This is a genomic window from Mycobacterium shimoidei, from assembly GCF_900417275.1.
GTDB lineage: Bacteria > Actinomycetota > Actinomycetes > Mycobacteriales > Mycobacteriaceae > Mycobacterium > Mycobacterium shimoidei.
In genome coordinates, this window is sequence record NZ_UEGW01000001.1 from 1,000,901 (window position 1) to 1,021,792 (window position 20,892).

Sequence of the window (20,892 nt, forward strand, 5' to 3'; positions counted from 1 at the left end):
CGTCAGTACCCCCCGAAATGGTAGGGCGCGATCAACGGATTGGCCGCGGTGTACGGGCTGGGCATCTGGCCAATCGTGCGGCCCCACTGCAACTCGAGTTCGGTAAGGTTGCCCTCCCATCTGGTTCCGGTGAAGAAGCCGCTGTCGATTCGGCTCAAGGTCAGATCGAGAACGAGGGTGATGTTGGCGAAGTCACCCCGAAACCAGTTGGCGACGTTGCTTTTCACCCACGGATATGTCGACAGGAAATCCAGCCCCTTGGTGAGGGCAGGCCCGGCGTTTGCCAATTCCCGCAGCACCGGCGCGAGATTGCGGAAGTTCTCGGTGAGCGATTCTTTGGTCTGGTTGACCGTCGAGGCCGCGACCCCGCTGAACCTGCCCACCGCATCGATGGCATCGAGAAGCTTCTTTCGCGAATCCGACAGCACGGCCAATGCCTGCGGAATCGTGGTGAGCGCCTTGTCCACGGCCTGATCCTTCGCCGCGACTTGTCCGGCCAGCGAGTTGAGGCTCTCGGTGGCCGCGATGATGTCATCGGTCTGCGAGTGCACCTGGGCGATGAAGGTGTCCAGTTGGGTCAGCAGGCTGCGCATATCGTTCTCACGGCCCGCCAACGCGGTTGCGAATGCTTGGGTGATTTCCTGGATGTGGCCCAGCCCACCGCCGTTCAGCAGAATTGCCACCGACGCCAGGGTCTGCTCGGTGGTCGGGTAGGTAGCGGCTTTGGACAGCGGAATCACAGAGCCGTTTGTGAGTTCACCCTGCGGCGGCTCATCGGTGGGCGGTGCCAATTCGATATGCATGGACCCCAGCAGGCTGGTCTGCCCCACCTTGGCGGTGCTGTTCGCCGGCAGATGAACGTCACCGTTGATGCGCATGGTCACCAGGGCATGCCAGTCCTGTACCTCGATTTTGGTGACGTTGCCGACGTTGACGTCGGCGACCCGAACCCGGGTGTTGGGCTGTATGACGACGACGTCGGGCAGCTGGGCAGCGATGGTGTACGCGTCTTTGCCGGCCCCTTCGGTTCCGGGCAACCTCAGCGAATTGAGGCCGCGCCATTGACACCCGGTCGTCGCCGACAGGCAGGCAACGACCAGGCCCAGGGCGGCCACACGGCGCCTCACGGCACGCCCTCCGCCGGCGCTGGTGTCGGGGCGGGCGGCATCATCAAGCCTTGCAGTCCCTGGCCGGGGTCCGCCGACCGAGCGGCATCAGGCCCAGCGGGCGGCAGGTGCGGATTGAGTCGGTCTTCGCTGTACGTGATTTCGTTGGGCCGCGCCGATGCTCCCACAAACGGGTTGAGTCCGATCGGCGGGAAGTTGTACTGGCGGTTCTTGATGATCGGCGCCAGATATTGCTCGCACAATCTCGCTGACTGCTTCGCGCCCACGCGCGCCGCGGCTTCGATTGAGCCGCAGAGAAATTTGACCGTGTCGGCGAAATTCACAGGCGCCAGAATGCCGGTGACCGCGCTTTGTGCGGGCTGATAGATGTTCATGAAATTCTGGAAAACCGTGGGCGTGACATGCAGAATCTGTTTGATGTCTCCGCGGCTGTCGTTCATCGCGGTGGTGATCGCGTTGAGGTGGTCGAACGTTGCCCCGAGCGCCTCCCGATTGTCGGCGACCAAGCCACGCAGGTCGTTCACCGCCGCGTCCAACCCCTGCATCGCCTGAGCCCACTCGTCGGGCGTATTGGACAGCACCGTGGTGATATCGGCGAGATTCCTGTTGAAGGCGGCTAGCAACTCGCTGCTCGAGGACAGCGCGGTCACCAGCAGCTGCAGATTGCGGACCGTGCTGAAGATGTCCGTGCTGTGGTCGCCGAGCGCCGAAACCGCCTGCGACAGTTTGATCACCGTGTCTCGCGCGGTGTCCCCCTCGCCTCGTAGGTTGGCCGCGGTCGTGTCGACAAATTCGCCCAGGGCGCTGGGACCACCGGGTGTCGTCGGCTGCAACGAGTCGGTCAGCTTCTCCAACTGCTTGCGCAGGTCGTCCCATTCGACCGGAACGGCGGTGCGCTCTTGGGGAATCGTTGCTCCGTCCGGAAGTTTCGGTCCGCCGGAATAGGCGGGAACGAGTTGAATCGCCCTTGCGGTGACCAGTGACGGCGACAGGATTGCTGCCTTGGCGTCGGCGGGCACCGGGTACTGCGAGTCGACGGTGAACGTGACCTTTGCCGCATTCGGCTGCGGATCGATCTTCTCGATGGTGCCCACGGCGACGCCGAGGATTCGGACTTCGTCGCCGGTGTAGAGACCGTTGGTATTGGCGAAGTAGGCGACGTAGGTGTTTCTGGTCACCTGTTTCCACCATGAGGCGGTGGTTACGCCGACCCCGACCACCATGGTCACGACCAGGGCGATCGCTGTTGCGATCCGCACGGCGCGTGGATATTTCGCCATCATCGTCCCCCACTCGCAGGTACTTCGTTGGGTGCCGGCACGTAGATCGGCGTTGGTGCGGGCGCGGGAGTCGGGCTTGCCGGCGGTCCTGGGGGCGGTTCCCCCGGCGCTGCCGCGGGCGGGGGTTCCCGGTACGGGTAGCACCCAGGCGCGGGTAGCGGCACTGCGGGGGGCCCGCATGACTGCTGGCCGGGGTTGCCGGTGATCGCGTCGGGCAGCGTGCGTTTCGGCTCGCCGCCTTGCCCGGTGCGTGGATACGGCAACGGCAGTGGCGGCAGGCCGGGCGTGCCGGTGGGCGGGGCGACCAGTTCCGACGGGAGCAGCACGTTGGGATCGAGTCCGAGGTCGGAGAACGCGGCGTCGGTGAACGGCTGCACCAATTGGCCCGGTGCCAGGTTGACCAGTGATGCCTTGAAGAACGGCCCGGACCCCAGGACTTCGCCAAACGACATCGCATAACGCCGGAGCAGATACAGCGTGCGCTGTAGTTCTTGCTTGCGGTTGTCCAGGATCCCCAGCACGCCATTGAGCTTGTCGAGAGCGGGCTGGAGTTCCCTGCGATTGTCGTTGACCAAGCCTGAAATCTGGTGCGACGCGTCGGTGAGGCTGGTCATCAGCGCGTCAACGGAATTGCGTTGCGTCAGAAGTTCTCTGAGTAAAGCGTTCGCGTTGACGACAAGATTGGCGATCTGGTCGCTCCGTTTTGCCAGCACCGAGGTGACCTTGTTGGCGTCAGCCAGCAAGTTGCGCAGCGCTGCGTCGCGGTTGTCCAGGGTGCCGGAGAACCGGGCCACCCCCTCCAGCGCGACCTTCAGGTCCGGTGGGGTGTCTTTGAAGGTATCCGCCAACGTGGTGAGGGCCGAGGACAGCTTGGTGGTGTCCAGCGCGCTGATGGTGGTCGTCAAGTCGCCCAGCGCGGTGGGCAGATCGTATGGCGAGCTGGTTCGTTCCAGCGGGATCGTGGTGGTGAGCTTGCCGTCTCCTCGTGGGGTCAGTTCAAGCATCTTGGTGCCCAGTACCGTCTCGGTCTTGATCGCCGCCTCGGTCCGGTCACCAAGCTCGACACCGTTGTTAACCGAAAACTTCACCAATACTTTCTGGCCGTCGAGTTTGACGCTAAAGACCCTGCCGACTGACAGGCCCGAAACCCGCACATCACTGCCTGTTTTGATGCCGCCGGCTTCGGCGAAGTAGGCGGAGTAGTCGCTGGTGCCCTTGATGAACGGGATCTTGTTGTAGGAGAACACGCCGACCACCAGGGCCACTACGATCGCGATCCCGGTCACGCCGACCGCGACCCGGTTCCGCTCGGCAAGCGGCTTGATATCGGGCCGCTTCAGCCGCGACTTCAAAGTAGCTGCAATCGCGCTCATTTCGGTGCGCACCGCCCGGTTACCTGGCTCACCAGCTTGATGAAGACAGGCTGGCCGTTCTTGCCGTTGACCTTCAGAATCGCGTCGCAGAGATAGAAGCCGAAGTAGTCACCATAAAGCCCGTTGCGGGCCAACACCTGATAGGCGTCGGGAAGCGTCTTGACCAAGTCGTCGACATAGTCGTGATCGGCCTCCACCTGCCCGGCGAACCGATCCGTTTGCACAACGGTGTCCTTGATCGGTTGGCGGGCCACGGTCAACAGGTCGGCAACCGATGATGCAGCAGCGTTGATATAGCCGATGCTGTTGGTGATCTGGGTCTTGCGCTCGGCCAGCGCTTCGACCAATTGAGACAGCTTGTCCAAGCCGTCCGAGAATTGCTTGTCCCGAGCGGAGAAGGTGTGCAGCACGGTGTTCAGGTTGGTGATCACCTCGCCGATGAGCTTGTCCCGGTTGGCCAGCGTGTTGGTCAGCGCGGACGTCTGGGCCAGCACCGAGGAGATGGTGCCGCCCTGGCCTTGGAACACTCTGAGCAGTTGGCCGGACAGCGCATTGACTTGATCGGGGTCCAATGCACGAAAGAGCGGCCGGAAACCGCCGATCAGCGCGTCCACGTCAAGCGCAGGAGATGTCCTGGTCAATGGAATCGTCTGGCCCGGCTGCAGTTTCCGTGTCGGGCCCGGCCCTGCTTCCAGCGACAGATAACGATCGCCGATGAGGTTCTCGTAGCGAACCGCTGCTTTGGTGCCTTCGGTGAGCGTCAACTTCTTGTCGATTGCGAAGTCGACCGTCACGGTTCCGTCTTTGTGCAGCTTCATGCCTTTGACCTTGCCGACTTCGACACCGGCGATGCGGACGAAGTTGCCGCCCTTGAGGCCGGACACGTTGGTGAACACCGCGCTGTAGGAGGCACGTGTGTCGAACCTGAGCTGCCCGAACACCGCGATTAAGACGAAAACGAAGGCAAGGCAGACAACCGTGAACAGCGCCACCCGCATCGCGGTGCGCAATGTGTCCCGCCTCATGGCTGTTCCTGACTTGGTGTCACGGTGACGTCCTGGCCGTAGTCGGGTGCGCCGTACGGCGGCGCGCCCGGATAGGCCGGCAACGGGCCAGGTGCCGGGCCGCCCGGGTAACGAATCCGTGGCGGTTCAGGCGTCCCCTTGGTGACCGGGAAGTAGTTGGCGATGCCTGGGAAGCCGATCCCGGGGTTTGGCCGAATATCAAGTCCGGTACCGAACCCGGTGTCGGTGACCAGATACTTGACCGGCAGGTTTTTGCTGACGTCCGGCAGCGACCCACAGCTGGGCTTGCCGCCCGGGCCGCCCTTAGCCTGCACGATCGGCAGGTTGTCGGGATAGCGGTAAGGGTCGTCGCCGAATAGCAGCGCCGCGTCCATGATCACCGATTTGCCGTTGCCTCCCAAGGCGGCTCTACCGCCATGGTCGAGGAACCATTGCGCGCCCTGGAAGAGGCAGGTGTAGGTCGGCGAATACTTGTTCAGCAGCGAGAAGGTCGGCTCCACGACGTTGATCGCGCCGACCAGATTCGGCTGATTTGCACCGATCGTGTCGATACCCGAATTGGCGAACCCGATCGCAGACAGGAGCAGTTCGTCGAGCGCCTTCTTGTTGCTGGTGATCGTTGCGCTGGTTGTGGAGAACGAATCCAGAAGCGAGAGAATGTCTTGTGCTGCATCCGAATACGCTTGCGCGGTCTTGTCGAATAGCTGCCAGTCCTGTGCAACCGTGGACATCCTGGGGTTCACGGTGAGCAGCGTTCGATTCCCCGCAGTGATCGCCTGTCCTATGCGATCACCTTTGCCGCGCACGGCTTCTGCCACCGCCGAGAGCACGGCGTTGAGTTTCGCCGGGTCGATGGCGTGGACGATCGCCTGCAGGTTCTCGAACACGGTGTTGACCTCGACGGTCACGTTGCGGCTGCGCAATACAGCGCCGGGCGCTAATGGTTGCTGGCTGTGAGCCTGCGGAGGAACGACGAGATCGACGAACTTGGCGCCGAAGACAGTGCTCGATTTGACCTCTGCCTCTACGTTGCTCGGCAGGTAGCGAAAATCGTTCGGGGCTATCTTCAGCTTCAGCTTCGAGAGATTGGTGCCGGCCGAATCGGTGTAGGCCTCTACGGATGCGACCTCGCCGATCTGCACACCGCGCAGCTTCACCTTCGCCCCGTCCTCCATGACCAGACCGGCGCGGTCGGAGATGACGGTCAGCGGAACAGTCGTCCGCAGCGTTCCGGAGAACGTCATTGCGGTCAGCGCGCTGACGGCCACGATCACAACAAGCAGCACCGGTGCCCACCAGATCGGGTCGATCGCCCCGCGCCGGGGTGTGTTGTTCATGGTCCTCACCCCGACAGGTGGAAATTGCCGGACTGCCCGTACACCGACAGTGTGATGGTCAGCAAAATGAAAACGCCCGCGGTGATCGAGGTGCGCACCGCTCGACCGACCGCTTCGCCGACGCCGGCGGGACCCCCAGTCGCGGTGTAGCCGTAGTAGGTGTGCACCGACATCACGGCAGCTGCCATCGTCAACGCCTCGGTGAAAGACCACAACAGATCCGTCGGGTGCAAAAACGACGAGAAATAGTGGTCGTAGACGCCGCGCGACTGTCCGTAGATGATCGTCGTGCCGAACCTGGTGGCCAGGAACGACATCAGTACCGCGACGGTGTAGATCGGAATGACCGCGACAACCCCCGCCACAATGCGGGTCGACGCCAGGTAGGTGATCGGCCGGATGGCCATCGCCTCCAGTGCGTCGATCTCCTCGTTGATGCGCATGGCGCCCAGCTGCGCGGTTGCGCCGGCGCCGATGGTGGCGGCCAGTGCCACGCCTGCGGTCGCCGGGGCGATGAAGCGGACATTGAGAAATGCGCCCAGAAAGCCGGTGAGAGCTTCGATCCCGACGTTGGACAAGGTGTTGTAGCCCTGCACGGCGATCAGGGCGCCGGTGGTAAGGGTCAGAAATCCGACGATGACCACCGTGCCGCCGATCACCGCCAGTGCCCCGGTGCCCATCCCGAGAACGGCGATAAGCCGCAGCACCTCACCGGGGTAGCGCCGGACGGCGTCGGCGGTGGCTGCGAGTGCGTTGCCGTAGAAGGCGGTCTGCTCACCCAGGGCGCGGGTGGCTTCGACCATCCGGGTGAATGTTTCGTTGACACGGCTCGCACGGCTGTCCGGCCCTGCTTTGGTTTTCGCATCAGTGGCCTTGCGGGCGGGCGCGCTGACTGCGATGACTTCCCGCTCCTCGGCCATCGTCATGGCGCCACCTTGACACCGAATGCGGTGGCCAAGATGTTGATCAGGAACAGGGCCATGAACGCGAACACCACAGTCTCGTTGACCGCGTTGCCCACAGAGGTCGGTCCGCCGCCGACGGAAAGTCCTTTGTAGCAAGCGATCAGGCCTGCAGACAGGCCGAAGAGCAGCGCCTTGACCAGCGAAACGATCACCTGCGGAAGTCCGGTGAGCAGCGTCATCCCCGCGACGAATGCCCCCGGTGTGACGTGCTGGACAAACACGACGAAGAAATAGCTTCCCGAAAGTCCCACGACGGCCACGACCGAATAGAGCATCAGCGCAACGAATGTCGCCGCGATCACGCGAGGCACTACCAGTGCCTGGATTGGGTTGACGCCGATGACTTTCATTGCGTCGATCTCCTCGCGGATGGTCCGTGCCCCCAGGTCCGCGCACATCGCGGTGGAACCCGCACCGGACACGACGATCGCCGTGACCACTGGGCCCACCTGGGTGACGGAGGCGAGCGCTGCACCGGCACCGGACAAATCGCCGGCGCCGACCTCGATCAGCACGATGTTGAGCGTGAAGACGATGAGCACGGTGTAGGGAATCGACAGCACAAGGGTCGGGACGATTGACACCCTGGCCACGAACCAGATCTGGTCGATCAGTTCGCGCCAGGCGAAGGGCCGGCGCAATGTGGCGGCGAAGGTTTCGCCTGCGAGAACCACAAAGTCGCCGACTGCGGCAGCGGGTTTGGACCAAACCGCCCCTGATTCCGCGTGCGTGGCTGAAAGTGCCGACATCGAATCACCCGGTCCGCCGCCAACTCAACGCCCGTGCAACAACTTTAATTTGCTGCACGAGACCACTTTGCGGTTGCACCAAGCTGCCAGACTGCCTCTTGACCAGAACAGACGAGCTGAGCAGCGGCGGCGATTCGGCGGCCGCGACGACCTTCATGGCGTTTGCTCGCCATGCCGGTTGTGGATACGGCTCATCGTGCTCCTCGCTGGTGTCGGGGGTCTGGCTATGTGTGGTCAAAGACGCGCGCTGTGGCACGATGCCGCTGCTTGGCTGCACACATAGATCACGCGGGAAATCTATTGGTCGGACGTTTCTTGTCGAAGGTTTGGAATCAACCAGAACAAATGTGGATAGACCGCCAATTCGCGCTGCGACATTCAGCCGTCGACGAACTCACTCGATTCTCACCGTGACCGTGTGAATAGCGTTGCCGCCGTACCCAAGACGGTTCCATTCCGGCCGATCGGGCTGGGTGCGGCCGGCGAGGTCGGTCGCCCTGGCCCGCAAGGTGGTCGGCCCGGCCGTTTCACATCGCGCCAACAACTCCCACCACTGCCAGCTGTGCCGGCGCCGTTCGCCGATCAGCCGAGCCGGTTGCCACGGCGACTCTCCGATGCAGACGTCGACGCGATCGATCGCCGCCGCGCCTGACCATGCAACACCTCGGACCACCAGCTCACCGGCGGGCACCGATACGCCATCGGCGGGTTCGGCGATCACCGAGCGAACACGCTGCAGCCGAACCGGCTCACGAACGACACCGTTGTCGCGTGGCCATTCGTACTGGTATCGCTCGGTGTGGAAATAACCTTCGAACGACTGCCCGATCACCTCAATTTCGGTGAGCCACTTGACCGAAGCCACCGAATACCAGCCCGGGACGACAAGCCGCACAGGGCGGCCATGCTGCAGCGGCAATGGCTCGCCGTTCATCGCGTAGGCGACCAGAGCGCCAGAATTGTAGGCGTCAGCGATCGACAAAGCCCGCTCGAATCGCACCGGGGTGGTTAGGTTGTCGACCAGTCCGGCGTCGGCGCCGCGGAAGACGACATCGTGAGCGCCGGCCGTCAAACCCGCCCGGTCGAGAATCTCCGCCAGCGGGACGCCCGTCCATTCGGCCGTGCTTGCCGCTCCGAAACGCCACTGCTCGCCCTCAACGGGCGGGTCGAACTGAATCCGGCCATTGCCCGCGCATTCCAGCGTCGAAACCAGCGACTGAGACGGCATGCGTTTCAGATCATGGACTCCGAACCGTAACGGTCGCTCGACCAGCCCGGTCACCGTCAATTCGTACGCCTCGGGATCCAGAGCCGGCGCAGGGAAGTGGTTGCGGACATAGAAGTGCGAGATTGGCATCACCACACTTCCGATCAGCGACGGAAGGGATGTCTCACAGTTGAGCGGGTCTTTTCGGTGCACAATCAGCCCGGCATTGCGGCCGTCGGCTGCCACCGGCGGTCCGTCGTCGTCCCCTGACGACGAGGGCAGGCCGCAACTTTGCCATGACTCAAAGCCCCCGATTACATCCGAGACATCGTCGAACCCTGCCGACCGCAAGACACTCGCCGCCACCATCGAGCGGTAGCCACTCGCGCAGTAGATGACTACGGGAGCCGCCCGGTCCAAGTCGGCCATCACACCGGTCAGCACGGGCAGCGGGATGGACCGCGCGCCGGGGATCGCGCCCTGCGCCCGCTCCGCCGGGCTGCGGATGTCCACCAGCTGCAGGCGTGGTTCCCGCCCGCGCAACTCGGCAAGTTGGTCGATGCTCAACCGCGACGAAGTTTCGACGAGTTCGGGCCGCTGGGTGAAAACCTGTTCCAGGTCCCGTATTTGACCAATAACCCGATCGAATCCCACCCGGGAAAGCCGCGTGGTGGATTCGCGCGCCAACGTCGGGTCACCGACCAACACGATGTCGCGGTCCGGCGATAAGACGACCCCGGCCCATTCAGCGAAACGCCCCTGCAGCCCGACGTTTATCGCGCCGCGCAGGTGTCCGGACGCGTAATCGCCCGGCTCGCGGCTGTCCAGCAGGATCGCCCCGGCCTGCGCGTATTTGCAGATCTGGTCGATATCCAGCAGGCGTGGACACCCATGTTCGTCGAGCAGCGGGTGCTGCTCGCGATTGCGGCGAGAAGTGAACTCGAAGTACGGCGGCCGGAGCGGCTGTGCTTCGGTGACCGCAACGACGAACTGGTCGACGTCGCTTATGTTTAGCGCGTAGTTGGTGCGGCGCTGGTCACCGATCGTTGAACTGGTTTCGCTCGACAGTCGCCGCCCGCATAACGACCCGGCACCGTGCGCGGGATAGACCCGCGTGGCATCGGGCAGCTTCAGCAGCTTGTTGTGCAGCGATTGGTAGAGCGCCCGGGCCAGTGCGTCCGGCGACAATCCTGCGGAGGTCATGAGGTCGGGGCGGCCCACGTCACCGACGAACAGGGTGTCGCCGGTGAGGACTCCGTACGGCAGATCATCGTCGGCGTGCTCGTAGACCACGATGCAGATCGATTCGGGGGTGTGGCCCGGGGTCGCCAGAATCTGCAGAGCCACTTCTCCTAAACAAATTCTCTGGCCGTCGCGCAATGGTTCGATCGGGAATTGCACGTCGGCCTTCTCTCCGTAGGAGATCACCGCTCCGGTGGCCGCTGCCAACTCCAGATGGCCGCTCAAGAAGTCGGCATGGATGTGCGTTTCAATGACCCGTTCAATGTGCAAGCCGTGTTCGGCTGCTTCGCTCAGGTAGGTGTCGACGTCGCGCCGCGGATCCACCACCACCGCACGGCCACTGGTCTCATCTCCGATCAGATAAGAGGCTTGCGACAGGCAGGCAAGGTAATGCTGCGAAAATATCATTGCGCTCCTCTGTCCGCTCTATGGACAAACTGTCGCGCTGTTCGGCCGTCGATACGGCCTGAAATTTCTGGCGCTCAACCCCTGGTACTGGCTCGGCGAACGCTATTACAAAGCGCAAGCTGCGCTTTCGATGACCAGGTGGCCGCAGATGATTTGAAATCATCCTGAGTCTGAAAACGCCGTCTCCAAGACCCCGATCTCAAGCGGCACGGGTAAGCGAAATACCATTCCCGGTGGCGGCGAAGCTGGCGCCGCATCTGCATGCTCGGGCGGTGACGATGGGTGAAACGTTGACCGTGGAAACCCCGCGGTCCGGGGTGGCAGTACTGCAACTGAATCGGCCGAAGCGACTCAATGCGATCAACCAGGTCATGGTCGGCGAACTCACCGGGACATTGGCCGCGCTGGGCGCGGACACGTCAGTGCGGGCTGTCGTCGTCACCGGGGCCGGACGGGGATTCTGTTCGGGGATGGACGTGCGCGACTTCGGGCCGGGGCTGCTCGAGGCGACGGCCCCAGCAATCGATCGCCTGCGCTTCCAGGAAACGATGGCCTCGCTTCCGCAGGCGATTCGCGACCTGCCACAACCGGTGATCGCCGCCGTCAACGGGCCCTGTGTCGGCGCCGGGCTGGCACTGTGCCTGTCCGCCGACATCAGGATCTGTTCGACGGCTGCGACGTTCGGCAACGCCGCGATCCTGCTCGGATTGTCCGGCGCGGAGATGGGCATGAGTTATTTGCTGCCACGCATTGTCGGTGCCGGCGTCGCCGCCGACTGGATGCTGACCGGGCGTACGGTCTCGGCCGAGGAAGCCGACCGTCGTGGATTGGTGAGCCAACTGGTGGAGCCTGACCAGTTGGGCGACCGTGCGCTTGAAATCGCCACGCAAATCGCCGAACTCACTCCGCTGGGGGTGCAGCTGACCAAGCGAGCAGTACAGGTCAACATCGACGCCGCAGGGCTGGCGTCGGCGCTGGAGCTCGAGAACCGCAATCAAGTGCTCAGCCATGCCACAGCGGAAGCGGAGGCCCTGCGCAAGAAGTGGTCGTCCGCGACGGGCGCTGCCGACAGCTAGGATCGAAAGGATGCGCGATGGCATGGGATTTCTCAACCGACCCTGAATGGGCGGAGAAACTCGCGTGGGTTGACGATTTCGTGCGTTCGGAATGCGAACCAATCGATCTGATAGTCAAGGAGTCTCACGATCTCAACAACCCGGTCCGGCAAGCCCTGATTCCGCCGCTGCAGGAGATTGTCAAGGACCGCGGGCTGTGGGCCACCCACCTGGGTCCACATCTCGGCGGACCGGGATACGGCCAGGTGAAACTGGCGCTGCTCAACGAGATTCTTGGTCGGTCAGAGTGTGCCCCAATCGTTTTCGGCTGTCAGGCACCGGATTCCGGGAACAGCGAGATCCTGGCCCACTATGGCACGCCCGAACTCAAGAAGCGCTATCTCGAACCGCTGCTGGACAACCGGATCGTGTCGTGTTTTTCGATGACCGAGCCGCAGGGTGGATCGGACCCAAAGGTGTTCACCACTCGCGCCGTGCAAGACGGCGACTACTGGGTGATCAATGGTGAGAAGTGGTTCTCGTCGTTCGCGTCGTTGGCCTCGTTCTTCATCGTCATGGCGGTGACGGATCCCGACGCCCCGCCCTACCAGCGGCATTCGATGTTCGTGGTGCCGGCCGAGACGCCGGGTATCAACGTGCTACGCGAGGTCGGCCTGGGGTATCAGCAGCCTGGCAGCGGGCGTGAAGGTTATGTGCGCTACGAGAACGTCCGGGTCCCGGCCGACCACATGCTCGGCCCGCGGGGCGGGGCATTCGTCGTCGCGCAGACCCGGCTGGGTGGCGGGCGCATCCATCACGCGATGCGCACTGTGGGCCTGGTGCGGCGGATCTTCGACATGCTCTGCGAGCGCGCGGTGTCCCGGCATACCCAGGGCCAGATGCTCGGCGACAAGCAGCTGGTCCAACAGATGATCGCCGACTCCTGGATGCAGATCGAGGCGTTTCGGCTGCTCACCTTGCAGACTGCGTGGAAGATCGACCAGCGGGGTGACTACAAGGCGGTTAGGGCCGACATCTCCGCGGTCAAGGCAATGATGCAGAACGTGTTGCACGACGTGTCATCTCGTGCGCTGCAGCTGCACGGATCGCTGGGCACCACCCATGAGATGCCGTTCGTCCAGCACCTGGTCGAATCGTTCGTGCTGGGTTTGGCCGACGGCCCTACCGAGGTACACAAGGTCACGCTGGCGCGGCTGCTGCTCAAGGACTACAGACCCTCGCCTGATGTGTTTCCGTCCGAGCACCTGCTGCGTTTGCGGGAAGCGGCCGAGGCCAAGTTCGCCGACAAGCTCGCCGGAATTCCGCGAAGTTGAACAGTCAACGCAACCAGCCGATCTCGCGGAGGAAGGACTGTGTGTGCGCGATGCGGCCGGTCAGCGTCTTGGCGTCGCCGGTGCACAATATGAAAGCAGTCTGGGTGATCAGTTCGATGTCCTCGGTGTCCACTTTGGCGAGATCAAGTGCGCCCGCACCGGGGGTAGCTACCGGATTGGTCGGTGCCGCGGCGTTGACCGCGATGCCGTCGTCGTAGAGTTCGGCCGCAAGGCTTTTCGTGAGCCGGTTCAGGGCCGCCTTCACCGTGCCGTAGATCCCGAATCCGGCGGTGCGGTCGAAGTCGAAAAACGGTGGGCCCTCGGGCAGATCGCCGCCGACCGAGGTGATGTTCAAGATCCAGCCTCGGCCACGTTCACGCATGGCCGGTATCGACAGTTGGGACAGGTGCAGCGGGGCCAGCACGTGCATCTCCATCATCAGCCGCACGCGCCGCTCCGGGAATTCGTCGAGCGGCCGCAGGAACGTCACCGCTGCGTTGTTGACCAGAATGTCCGGTGCGCCGACGCGCGCGACCAACTCACCGAACAGCCGCTCACGGTCCTCGGGTTTCGACAGGTCGGCTTGAATGGCGACGGCCGATCCGCCGCCGGCGGTGATCTCCGCGAGCGTCTGCTGCAGTGATCCTTGGTATTTGGGGTCAGGTTCCATGGTGCGGGCGGTCAACCCGACGGTGGCGCCTTCGGCGGCCAATCGGAGTGCGATCGCCTTGCCCAACCCGCGGCTCGCACCGGTCACCAATGCGATCTTGCCGTCACAGTTTCCCGTCATCCGCGGCTGGCCTCCTTCCCGGGTCGACGGCGGACCTGTCGATCAACTAACCCTTGCCCATCGCCGCCGCGCTGGCTTGCGTCATCAGCCGCACGGCCTCGTTGCGGGTCATCGAGCCCAACATCTGGGCGGCGCCGCGGAGCTGTTTGCCGACGATCCACGTCGGACCGTTGCTGAGGTTGCTGAACGCCTCTGTGATGACTTCGTCGACGGCGCGAGCATCCGCCGGCGTCTCGTCTTCGGAGCTGAGTCGTCCTCTGCTGTACTCGAGCCGACGCAATGCCGGGGTGTCAGTCTTGCCGAGGACGAGGCCCAGCACGTCAACACCTTTGTCATGCAACTCAGCCCACAGTGCTTCGGCGAACACCATGTCGAACGCCTTGCTGGCGCTGTAGGCGACGATGTTCGGTCCCCCCACGAGGCCAGCACCCGAGCTGAACAGCACGATCCCACCCCGGCCCCGCTGCACCATCGCCGGGGCGAAGTGATGGCTCAGCTGCATCGGCACCATGCAATTGCGCCACACCATGCCCTCAGCCACGCCGATGGGGCCGGCCAGGAAGGGCGCGAAGTTGGGATCGGCACCCGCGCAGTAGACCAAAAAGCCGATGTCGAGGCCGTCGGTCGCATCTGCCACGCGGCGGGCGGCATCCGCACCAGCGAGATCCATTGCCAGGACCCGGGTTTCAACACCGGTGTGGGCGGTTATGCCGTCGGCAACCCTGTCCAGGACGGCTTGCCTGCGGGCCACCAGCACAACATTGACGCCGCGTTCAGCCAGCGCTTCGGCGAACGCCGAGCCGACACCCTCGGACGCGCCGGCGACCAGGGCCCACGGACCGTACCTGGCGGCGAATGTCATGATGGTCCTCCTACCGGCGCAACGCGCACGATGGTGAAATGCCGGCGAGCAATCCGCCATCCGCCATCGGTGTGCACGAGTTCGTCGTCGTAGTAACCGATTCCGTTCACACCGGAGTTGTTGTCAGCGGTCATGATCAGCGCGTCGACGTAAGTGCGAGCCACCGCGCGTTCCCCGTCGGCATCGATGACCTGATTGGTCAGCCGGTGCAAGGTATGGCCGGCCATCGCGTGCGCCTGCTGCATGAATTCGGTGACCGCGTCGACGCCGTTCCAAGCACCAATCTCGCCGTAGTCGAGCTGGCAGTCCTCGGTGAAGACAGTGCGAAATAGCGACCAGTCCCGGCGGTCTATCCCGGTTGCATACCGCACCAGCACATCAGCGATTTCCCGACGATCCTCGCGCTCGGTCATACGCAGGCTCCGTCCCGGTGGCTGACACAGTTACGCTAAGGCATGGCTCCTCGGGCTCCGCAAGCTGCACGACGAGGCTTCAACGAGACCGTCACCCGGCTCTGGAGCTTCGCGGCACCTGCCTACAACCTTCCGGTCCTTCAGCGGTGGGTCTACCGTGCGGCGCACGACGAAGTGATCGAGCACCTGGCGGCCCACAGCTCTCGTCGGATCGCTGACATCGCCTGCGGCACAGGGCTGCTGGCCGATCGCATCGAGCGCGAGTTGAAGCCCGACGAGATCTACGGGGTCGACATGTCCGATGGGATGCTCGCGCAGGCCCGGACCCGCTCAGCGCGGGTGCAATGGCTGAAGGCTCCCGCCGAGCATCTTCCGTTCGGCGACGGCACGCTCGACGCCGTCGTGAGCACCTCGGCGTTTCACTTCTTCGACCAGCCCGCGGCCGTCCGGGAGTTCCACCGCGTGCTGGCCTCCGGCGGGCTGGCGATGGTGGTGGCGTTGAGCGCGCGGTCACCGCGGCTGCAGGGCCCTGCCAGCAGCAGATGGAAACCCGCGCACCACGCGTCGCCGCCGGAAGTGCGGTCACTGTTCGAAAGCGCTGGTTTCACCGTCACCGAGCAGCACCGGCTGCCCCGACCGGTGTGGACTAAGTTGATCTCCGATTTGGTCACCGTCGGGACGAAGCCGTGAACCGGGCGAAGCAGCCGGAAGCGGCCGCCTGCGCTACCCGATGACCGCTGCGGTCGCCGACTCGATGGGCACGTCGGGCAGCAACGCCGTGGCGCCACCCACGCACACCGGTTTTCGACTAATTGTGGACAGGGCGGGGTATTGCCTCGCAAAGCGCGATCGAAGGTCAGACAAGGGTTGAGACGATGAGGATTCCCGGTGTGGGCACCGTAATCGGTGGCATGACGGGTGGGGCAATACAACTGCTGCAAGCCGGTGCTCAGGGCGCCGCAGACGCCGTGGGCGCGGTGCAGCTGCTTGCCAAGCCGGTGGTGCAGTCGGTGGCACAATCGACCAACCGATTGCTCGGGACAACCACTCCCGACCGCGCATCCACCGACCACACCGAGCCGCCGGTGCGTTGGCGAAGCGGACGACGCGTGCATCTCGACCTGGACCCGTTGTTGCCGTTCCCGCGCTGGCACGAGCATGCGGCGGCGGTGGAAGAACCGGTTCGCAAGATTCCGGGTGTCGCCTCGGCGCATATCGAAGGCGCGTTGGGTCGGCTGGTGGTCGAACTCACCGAGGGCGCCGACGCCGACGCCATCGTGGACGCCGTCGGTGAAGCGGTCGCGGCGGTGGCAGCCGAGTTGGCCTCGACGGCCGGGAAGTCGGCCCCGCGAACCGCGCCGTTTGCCGACCCGGGCAATCCGTTGGCGATCCTGGTCCCGTTGACCGCCGCAGCGTTGGACATCGTCGCAATCGGTGCCGCCGTTACCGGCTGGGTGGTCCGACTGCCCGCGGCACCGCGAACCACCCGGGCCGCGGCCGCGCTCATCAGCAACCAGCCTCGGGTGGTGTCATTTCTGGAGTCGCGGCTGGGGCGGGTGGGCACCGACATCGCGCTCAGCGCGACGACGGCGTCCGCCAACGGGCTGACCCAGGCGGTCGGCACACCCCTGCTCGACCTGGCCCAGCGAGCCCTGCAAATCTCCGAAGCAGTAGCCCACCGCGATCGGTGGCGAGGCCGCGAGCCCGAGCTTGCCTCGCCGAAGCGACCACAGGCGCCGGTTGTCCCGGTGATCTCATCGGCCGGCGATGGGGCACAAGCGCCGCGCCACAACTGGGCCGCCGCGGAGGCAGGTGAGGCGTCGCACGTCGTGGTCGACGGCGCGATCGACTCGGCGATCGACACCGCAAAGGGCTCCATGGCCGGACCGGTGGAGGAATACGCCGCACAGGCCGCCAACGGCTCGTTGGTGGCGGCGGCGGGTGCTCTGCTCGCGGGAGGCGGCACCGAGGACGCGGCCGGCGCGATATTGGCCGGTGTGCCGAAAGCGGCGCACATGGGCCGGCAGGCCTTCGCCGCGGTCCTGGGCCGCGGCCTGGCCGAGGCCGGTCAACTCGTGCTCGACCCCGGGGCTCTGCGCCGGCTGGATCGGGTGAAGGTGATCGTCATCGACGGCGCCGCACTGCGCGGCGACGCCCGGGCGGTGCTGCACGCGCGGGGGGAGGCACCCGGCTGGGATGAAGACCGCGTCTACGAGGTCGCCGATGCGCTGCTGCATGCCGAACAACCACCCGAGCCCGACCCCGACGAGTTGCCGGCCACCGGGGCGCGCCTGAGGTGGGTTCCGGCGCAGGGTCCCTCGGCGACGCCCGCCCAGGGGCTCGAACGCGCCCAACTCATCGTCGACGGTGAACAGGTGGGCAGCGTCGAGGTGGGTTGGGAAGTCGATCCGTTCGCGGTCGCGCTGATGCAGACCGCACACCGGACCGGCGCCCGGGTCGTGCTGCGCCATGTGGCGGGCACCCAGGATCTGGCCGCCAGCGTCGCCGCGAGTCATCCCGCCGGAACGCCGCTGCTGCAGTTGGTTCGCGAACTGCGGTCGGATCGCGGCCCGGTGATGCTGATCACCGCACTGCATCGCGACTTCGCATCGACCGACACGTTGGCGGCGCTGGCCATCGCCGATGTCGGGGTGGCCCTCGACGATCCGCAAGCCGCAACGCCGTGGACCGCGGACATCATCACCGGCACCGACCTGGCTGCCGCAGTGCGGATCCTCTCGGCGCTGCCCGCGGCCCGGCGGGCCAGTGAAGCGTCGGTACGCCTGGCCCAGGGTGGCTCCACGCTGGACGGCCTGTTGCTGGTCACCGGCGAACCTCGCCCGACTAACCCGCTGGCCGTGCGGCGCTGGCTCAATCCGGTCAACGCGGCCGCGGCGACCGCGTTGGTTTCCGGCGCTATCTCAGCGGCCAAGGTGCTGCGGCTGCCCGACCCCACCCCGCAACTGCTGACCGCCTGGCATGCTCTGGACCCCGAGATCGTCTACGCGCGGCTGGCCGGCGGCGCGCGCCCGCTGGCCGTCGAACCCGGTACGGCGTCGTGGCAGCGATTTCTCGCGGATCTGTCGTACAACCCTTTCCTTGCGCCGTTGCGGGAGCCGGCACGTCGTCTTGCACGCTTGGCGGCAGCGACGCGGGCGGAGTTGGCCGACCCCCTGACCCCGGTGCTGGCGGTGGGGGCGGCGGCGTCCGCGATCGTCGGCAGCAACATCGATGCCTTGTTGGTCACCGGGGTGATGACGGCCAACGCCATCGTCGGCGGTGTGCAGCGGTTGCGGGCCGACGCGGCGGCCGCCGAGCTGTTCGCCGAACAGGACCAACTGGCGCGTCGTGTCATCGTCCCCGCGGTGGCGACCACGCGGCGTCGATTGGAGGCTGCCCAGCACGCCGAACGCACAGCCACCGTGCCCGCGAGCTCGCTGCGGCCCGGCGACGTGATCGACTTGGCCGCGCCCGACGTCGTGCCCGCGGACGCGCGACTGCTGGTCGCCGAGGACCTCGAGGTCGACGAGTCGCTGCTCACCGGTGAATCGCTGCCGGTGGACAAACAGGTGGAGCCGGTGGCCGCCGCCGACACCGAGCGGGCCAGCATGCTGTTCGAGGGCAGCACCATCGTCGCCGGGCGGGCCCGGGCGATCGTCGTCGCAACCGGCAGCGCGACCGCGGCGCAGCGCGCGATCTCGGCTGTCGCCGATGTCGAGTCGTCGGCCGGTGTGCAGGCCCGGCTGCGGGATCTCACCGGCAAGGTCCTTCCTCTCACGCTGGCCGGCGGAGCGGTGGTCAGCGGATTGGCCCTGCTTCGCCAGGCATCCCTGCGTCAAGCGGTGGCCGACGGCGTTGCGATCGCGGTGGCCGCGGTGCCCGAGGGTCTGCCGCTGGTGGCCACCCTCGCTCAGCTGGCTGCCGCGCGCCGGCTGTCGGCGAGCGGTGTGCTGGTCCGCGCACCCCGCACCATCGAAGCGCTGGGGCGGGTCGACACCGTGTGTTTCGACAAGACCGGCACGCTCACCGAGAACCGGCTACGAGTGGTGCGCTCGGTGCCCGCCGGGACCAGCCCGCACGGGCCCTTCCCCGAAGCCGCCGATCCGCAGGCCGCCGAGGTGTTGCGCGCCGCGGCGCGCGCGTCCACCCGGCCGCACGATGGACAGGGCCACGCCCATGCCACCGACGAGGCCATCCTCGCCGCGGCGAGTTCTTTCAGCAGCCAAGGCGATTGGACTGTGCTCGCGGAGGTGCCATTCGAGTCCAGTCGCGGCTATGCCGCCGCGATAGGAACAGCACGGGCAGACGGACAGACGCCGTTGTTGATGATCAAAGGCGCGCCGGAGGTCGTCTTGCCGCGCTGCCGGTTCGATGGTTCCGACGGCGACCGAGACGACGCGGAGTCGTTGGTGCACAGCCTCGCCGAACAGGGTTTGCGGGTATTGGCCGTGGCGCGACGCCAGTGGGACGGTGACACGGCCGATGACGACGACACCGACGCCGACGCCGTCGATGCTGCCGCGCACGACCTGGAGCTGATCGGGTATGTCGGATTGGCGGATACCGCACGGCCGTCGGCGCGCCCGCTGATCGAGGCGCTGCTGGATGCCGAGCGCAAGGTGGTGCTGATCACCGGCGATCACCCGGTCACCGCGCGGGCTATTGCCCGCCAGTTGGGTCTACCGCCCGACGCCCGGGTGGTCACCGGCGCCGAGCTTGTCGGCCTCGACGAGGAAGCCTGCGCCCAACTCGCCGCCGACGTTCAGGTGTTCGCCCGCGTCAGCCCCGAACAGAAGGTGCAGATCGTCGCCGCGCTGCAGCGTTGCGGGCAAGTCACGGCGATGGTCGGCGACGGCGCCAACGACGCCGCCGCCATCCGGATGGCCGACGTCGGTATCGGGGTGAGCGGTCGCGGCTCTTCGGCTGCCCGCGGCGCCGCCGACATCGTGTTGACCGACGACGATCTGGGGGTGCTGATCGACGCGCTGGTCGAGGGCCGCGGGATGTGGGCCGGGGTGCGCGACGCGGTGACTATCTTGGTCGGCGGGAACGTGGGTGAAGTGCTCTTCACCATCATCGGAACAGCATTCGGCGCCGGGCGGGCGCCCGTGGGAACACGTCAGCTGCTGCTGGTGAACCTGCTCACCGACATGTTCCCGGCGCTCGCGGTGGCGGTCACCCCGCAGTATCCACAACCCGAGGAGACCGAGGCGGGACTCGATCGGGAAGCCGAAGAAGCCGAGCGGAGGCACCAGCGGGCGATATTGCTCGAGTCGACGCCGTCCCTCGACGTGCCGCTGCTGCGGCAGATCGTCAGCCGCGGTGCTGTGACCGCCGCCGGCGCCACCGCGGCATGGGCCATCGGACGCTGGACCCCGGGCACGGAAAGACGAACGGCCACAATGGGTTTGACAGCCCTCGTGGCAACCCAGCTGGCACAGACGATGCTGACCCGCCGACACAGTCCGTTGGTGGTGGCCACCGCGCTGGGCAGTGCGGCGGTACTGGTGGGCATCGTCCAAACACCTGGTGTCAGCCAATTCTTCGGCTGCACGCCGCTGGGTCCGGTGGCGTGGACCGGGGTGCTGGGCTCCACCGCCGCGGCCACCGCCGTCTCAATACTGGCGCCCAATTGGCTGATCAAAGTAACCGAAGCCCAAACACCGACCATCGGTGACGAGGCGCAGCCACAGCAGCCTCGGCTGCGGGTGGTCAAGTAGTTCGA

At 65.4% G+C, this 20,892-nt stretch carries 15 protein-coding genes; 4 read left to right on the top strand and 11 right to left on the bottom strand.

What is annotated here, in order from left to right; all coding sequences use genetic code 11:
- Positions 1 to 2: 2 nt before the first annotated feature.
- The 8 genes from MSP7336_RS04905 to MSP7336_RS24550 form a co-directional block, all read right to left on the bottom strand.
- Entirely contained in the window at positions 3 to 1,127 is a 1,125-nt protein-coding gene (locus MSP7336_RS04905; protein WP_232320903.1) for an MCE family protein, read from the bottom strand.
- Positions 1,124 to 2,410 carry an MCE family protein gene (locus MSP7336_RS04910; RefSeq protein WP_181786558.1) on the bottom strand — a complete coding sequence of 429 codons (1,287 nt, stop codon included), beginning with the start codon at positions 2,408 to 2,410 and terminating at the stop codon, positions 1,124 to 1,126. Before MSP7336_RS04910 ends, MSP7336_RS04905 begins: the two co-directional genes overlap by 4 nt.
- Complete coding sequence (locus MSP7336_RS04915; RefSeq protein WP_113963180.1) at positions 2,407 to 3,780, bottom strand: MCE family protein; 1,374 nt, start codon at positions 3,778 to 3,780, stop codon at positions 2,407 to 2,409. The genes MSP7336_RS04910 and MSP7336_RS04915 overlap by 4 nt, the downstream gene beginning before the upstream one ends.
- Positions 3,777 to 4,805, bottom strand: a complete 1,029-nt coding sequence (locus MSP7336_RS04920) for an MCE family protein (protein WP_069394156.1) — start codon at positions 4,803 to 4,805, stop codon at positions 3,777 to 3,779. The genes MSP7336_RS04915 and MSP7336_RS04920 overlap by 4 nt, the downstream gene beginning before the upstream one ends.
- On the bottom strand, positions 4,802 to 6,142 hold the full coding sequence (locus tag MSP7336_RS04925) for an MCE family protein (protein WP_113963181.1): 1,341 nt from the start codon (positions 6,140 to 6,142) through the stop codon (positions 4,802 to 4,804). The genes MSP7336_RS04920 and MSP7336_RS04925 overlap by 4 nt, the downstream gene beginning before the upstream one ends.
- 5 nt (positions 6,143 to 6,147) lie before the next feature.
- Positions 6,148 to 6,945 carry an ABC transporter permease gene (locus MSP7336_RS04930; protein WP_069394318.1) on the bottom strand — a complete coding sequence of 266 codons (798 nt, stop codon included), beginning with the start codon at positions 6,943 to 6,945 and terminating at the stop codon, positions 6,148 to 6,150.
- Between the two features lie 119 nt (positions 6,946 to 7,064).
- Positions 7,065 to 7,856, bottom strand: a complete 792-nt coding sequence (locus MSP7336_RS04935; RefSeq protein WP_069394154.1) for an MlaE family ABC transporter permease — start codon at positions 7,854 to 7,856, stop codon at positions 7,065 to 7,067.
- Between the two features lie 394 nt (positions 7,857 to 8,250).
- Positions 8,251 to 10,713 (bottom strand): molybdopterin-dependent oxidoreductase, encoded by a 2,463-nt coding sequence (locus MSP7336_RS24550; protein ID WP_069394152.1) that lies wholly within the window; start codon positions 10,711 to 10,713, stop codon positions 8,251 to 8,253.
- Positions 10,714 to 10,991: 278 nt separating this feature from the next.
- Here MSP7336_RS24550 and MSP7336_RS04945 point away from each other — a divergent pair, with 278 nt between their 5' ends.
- Positions 10,992 to 11,789 (top strand): enoyl-CoA hydratase/isomerase family protein, encoded by a 798-nt coding sequence (locus MSP7336_RS04945; RefSeq protein ID WP_069394317.1) that lies wholly within the window; start codon positions 10,992 to 10,994, stop codon positions 11,787 to 11,789.
- A gap of 17 nt (positions 11,790 to 11,806) precedes the next feature.
- Positions 11,807 to 13,102, top strand: coding sequence for an acyl-CoA dehydrogenase family protein (locus tag MSP7336_RS04950; protein WP_113963182.1), 1,296 nt, complete (start codon positions 11,807 to 11,809; stop codon positions 13,100 to 13,102).
- Positions 13,103 to 13,106: 4 nt separating this feature from the next.
- Here MSP7336_RS04950 and MSP7336_RS04955 read toward each other — a convergent pair whose 3' ends face one another.
- Genes MSP7336_RS04955 through MSP7336_RS04965 form a run of 3 tightly spaced genes read right to left on the bottom strand, consistent with a single transcriptional unit; the run spans position 13,107 to position 15,167 of the window.
- Positions 13,107 to 13,892, bottom strand: coding sequence for an SDR family NAD(P)-dependent oxidoreductase (locus MSP7336_RS04955; protein WP_069394150.1), 786 nt, complete (start codon positions 13,890 to 13,892; stop codon positions 13,107 to 13,109).
- Between the two features lie 46 nt (positions 13,893 to 13,938).
- Positions 13,939 to 14,754, bottom strand: coding sequence for an SDR family NAD(P)-dependent oxidoreductase (locus MSP7336_RS04960; protein WP_069394149.1), 816 nt, complete (start codon positions 14,752 to 14,754; stop codon positions 13,939 to 13,941).
- Positions 14,751 to 15,167 carry a nuclear transport factor 2 family protein gene (locus MSP7336_RS04965; RefSeq protein WP_069394148.1) on the bottom strand — a complete coding sequence of 139 codons (417 nt, stop codon included), beginning with the start codon at positions 15,165 to 15,167 and terminating at the stop codon, positions 14,751 to 14,753. The genes MSP7336_RS04960 and MSP7336_RS04965 overlap by 4 nt, the downstream gene beginning before the upstream one ends.
- A 42-nt stretch (positions 15,168 to 15,209) precedes the next feature.
- Here MSP7336_RS04965 and MSP7336_RS04970 point away from each other — a divergent pair, with 42 nt between their 5' ends.
- On the top strand, positions 15,210 to 15,857 hold the full coding sequence (locus tag MSP7336_RS04970) for a class I SAM-dependent methyltransferase (protein ID WP_069394147.1): 648 nt from the start codon (positions 15,210 to 15,212) through the stop codon (positions 15,855 to 15,857).
- Between the two features lie 185 nt (positions 15,858 to 16,042).
- Positions 16,043 to 20,887 carry a cation-translocating P-type ATPase gene (locus MSP7336_RS04975; RefSeq protein ID WP_084226269.1) on the top strand — a complete coding sequence of 1,615 codons (4,845 nt, stop codon included), beginning with the start codon at positions 16,043 to 16,045 and terminating at the stop codon, positions 20,885 to 20,887.
- Positions 20,888 to 20,892: the final 5 nt, after the last annotated feature.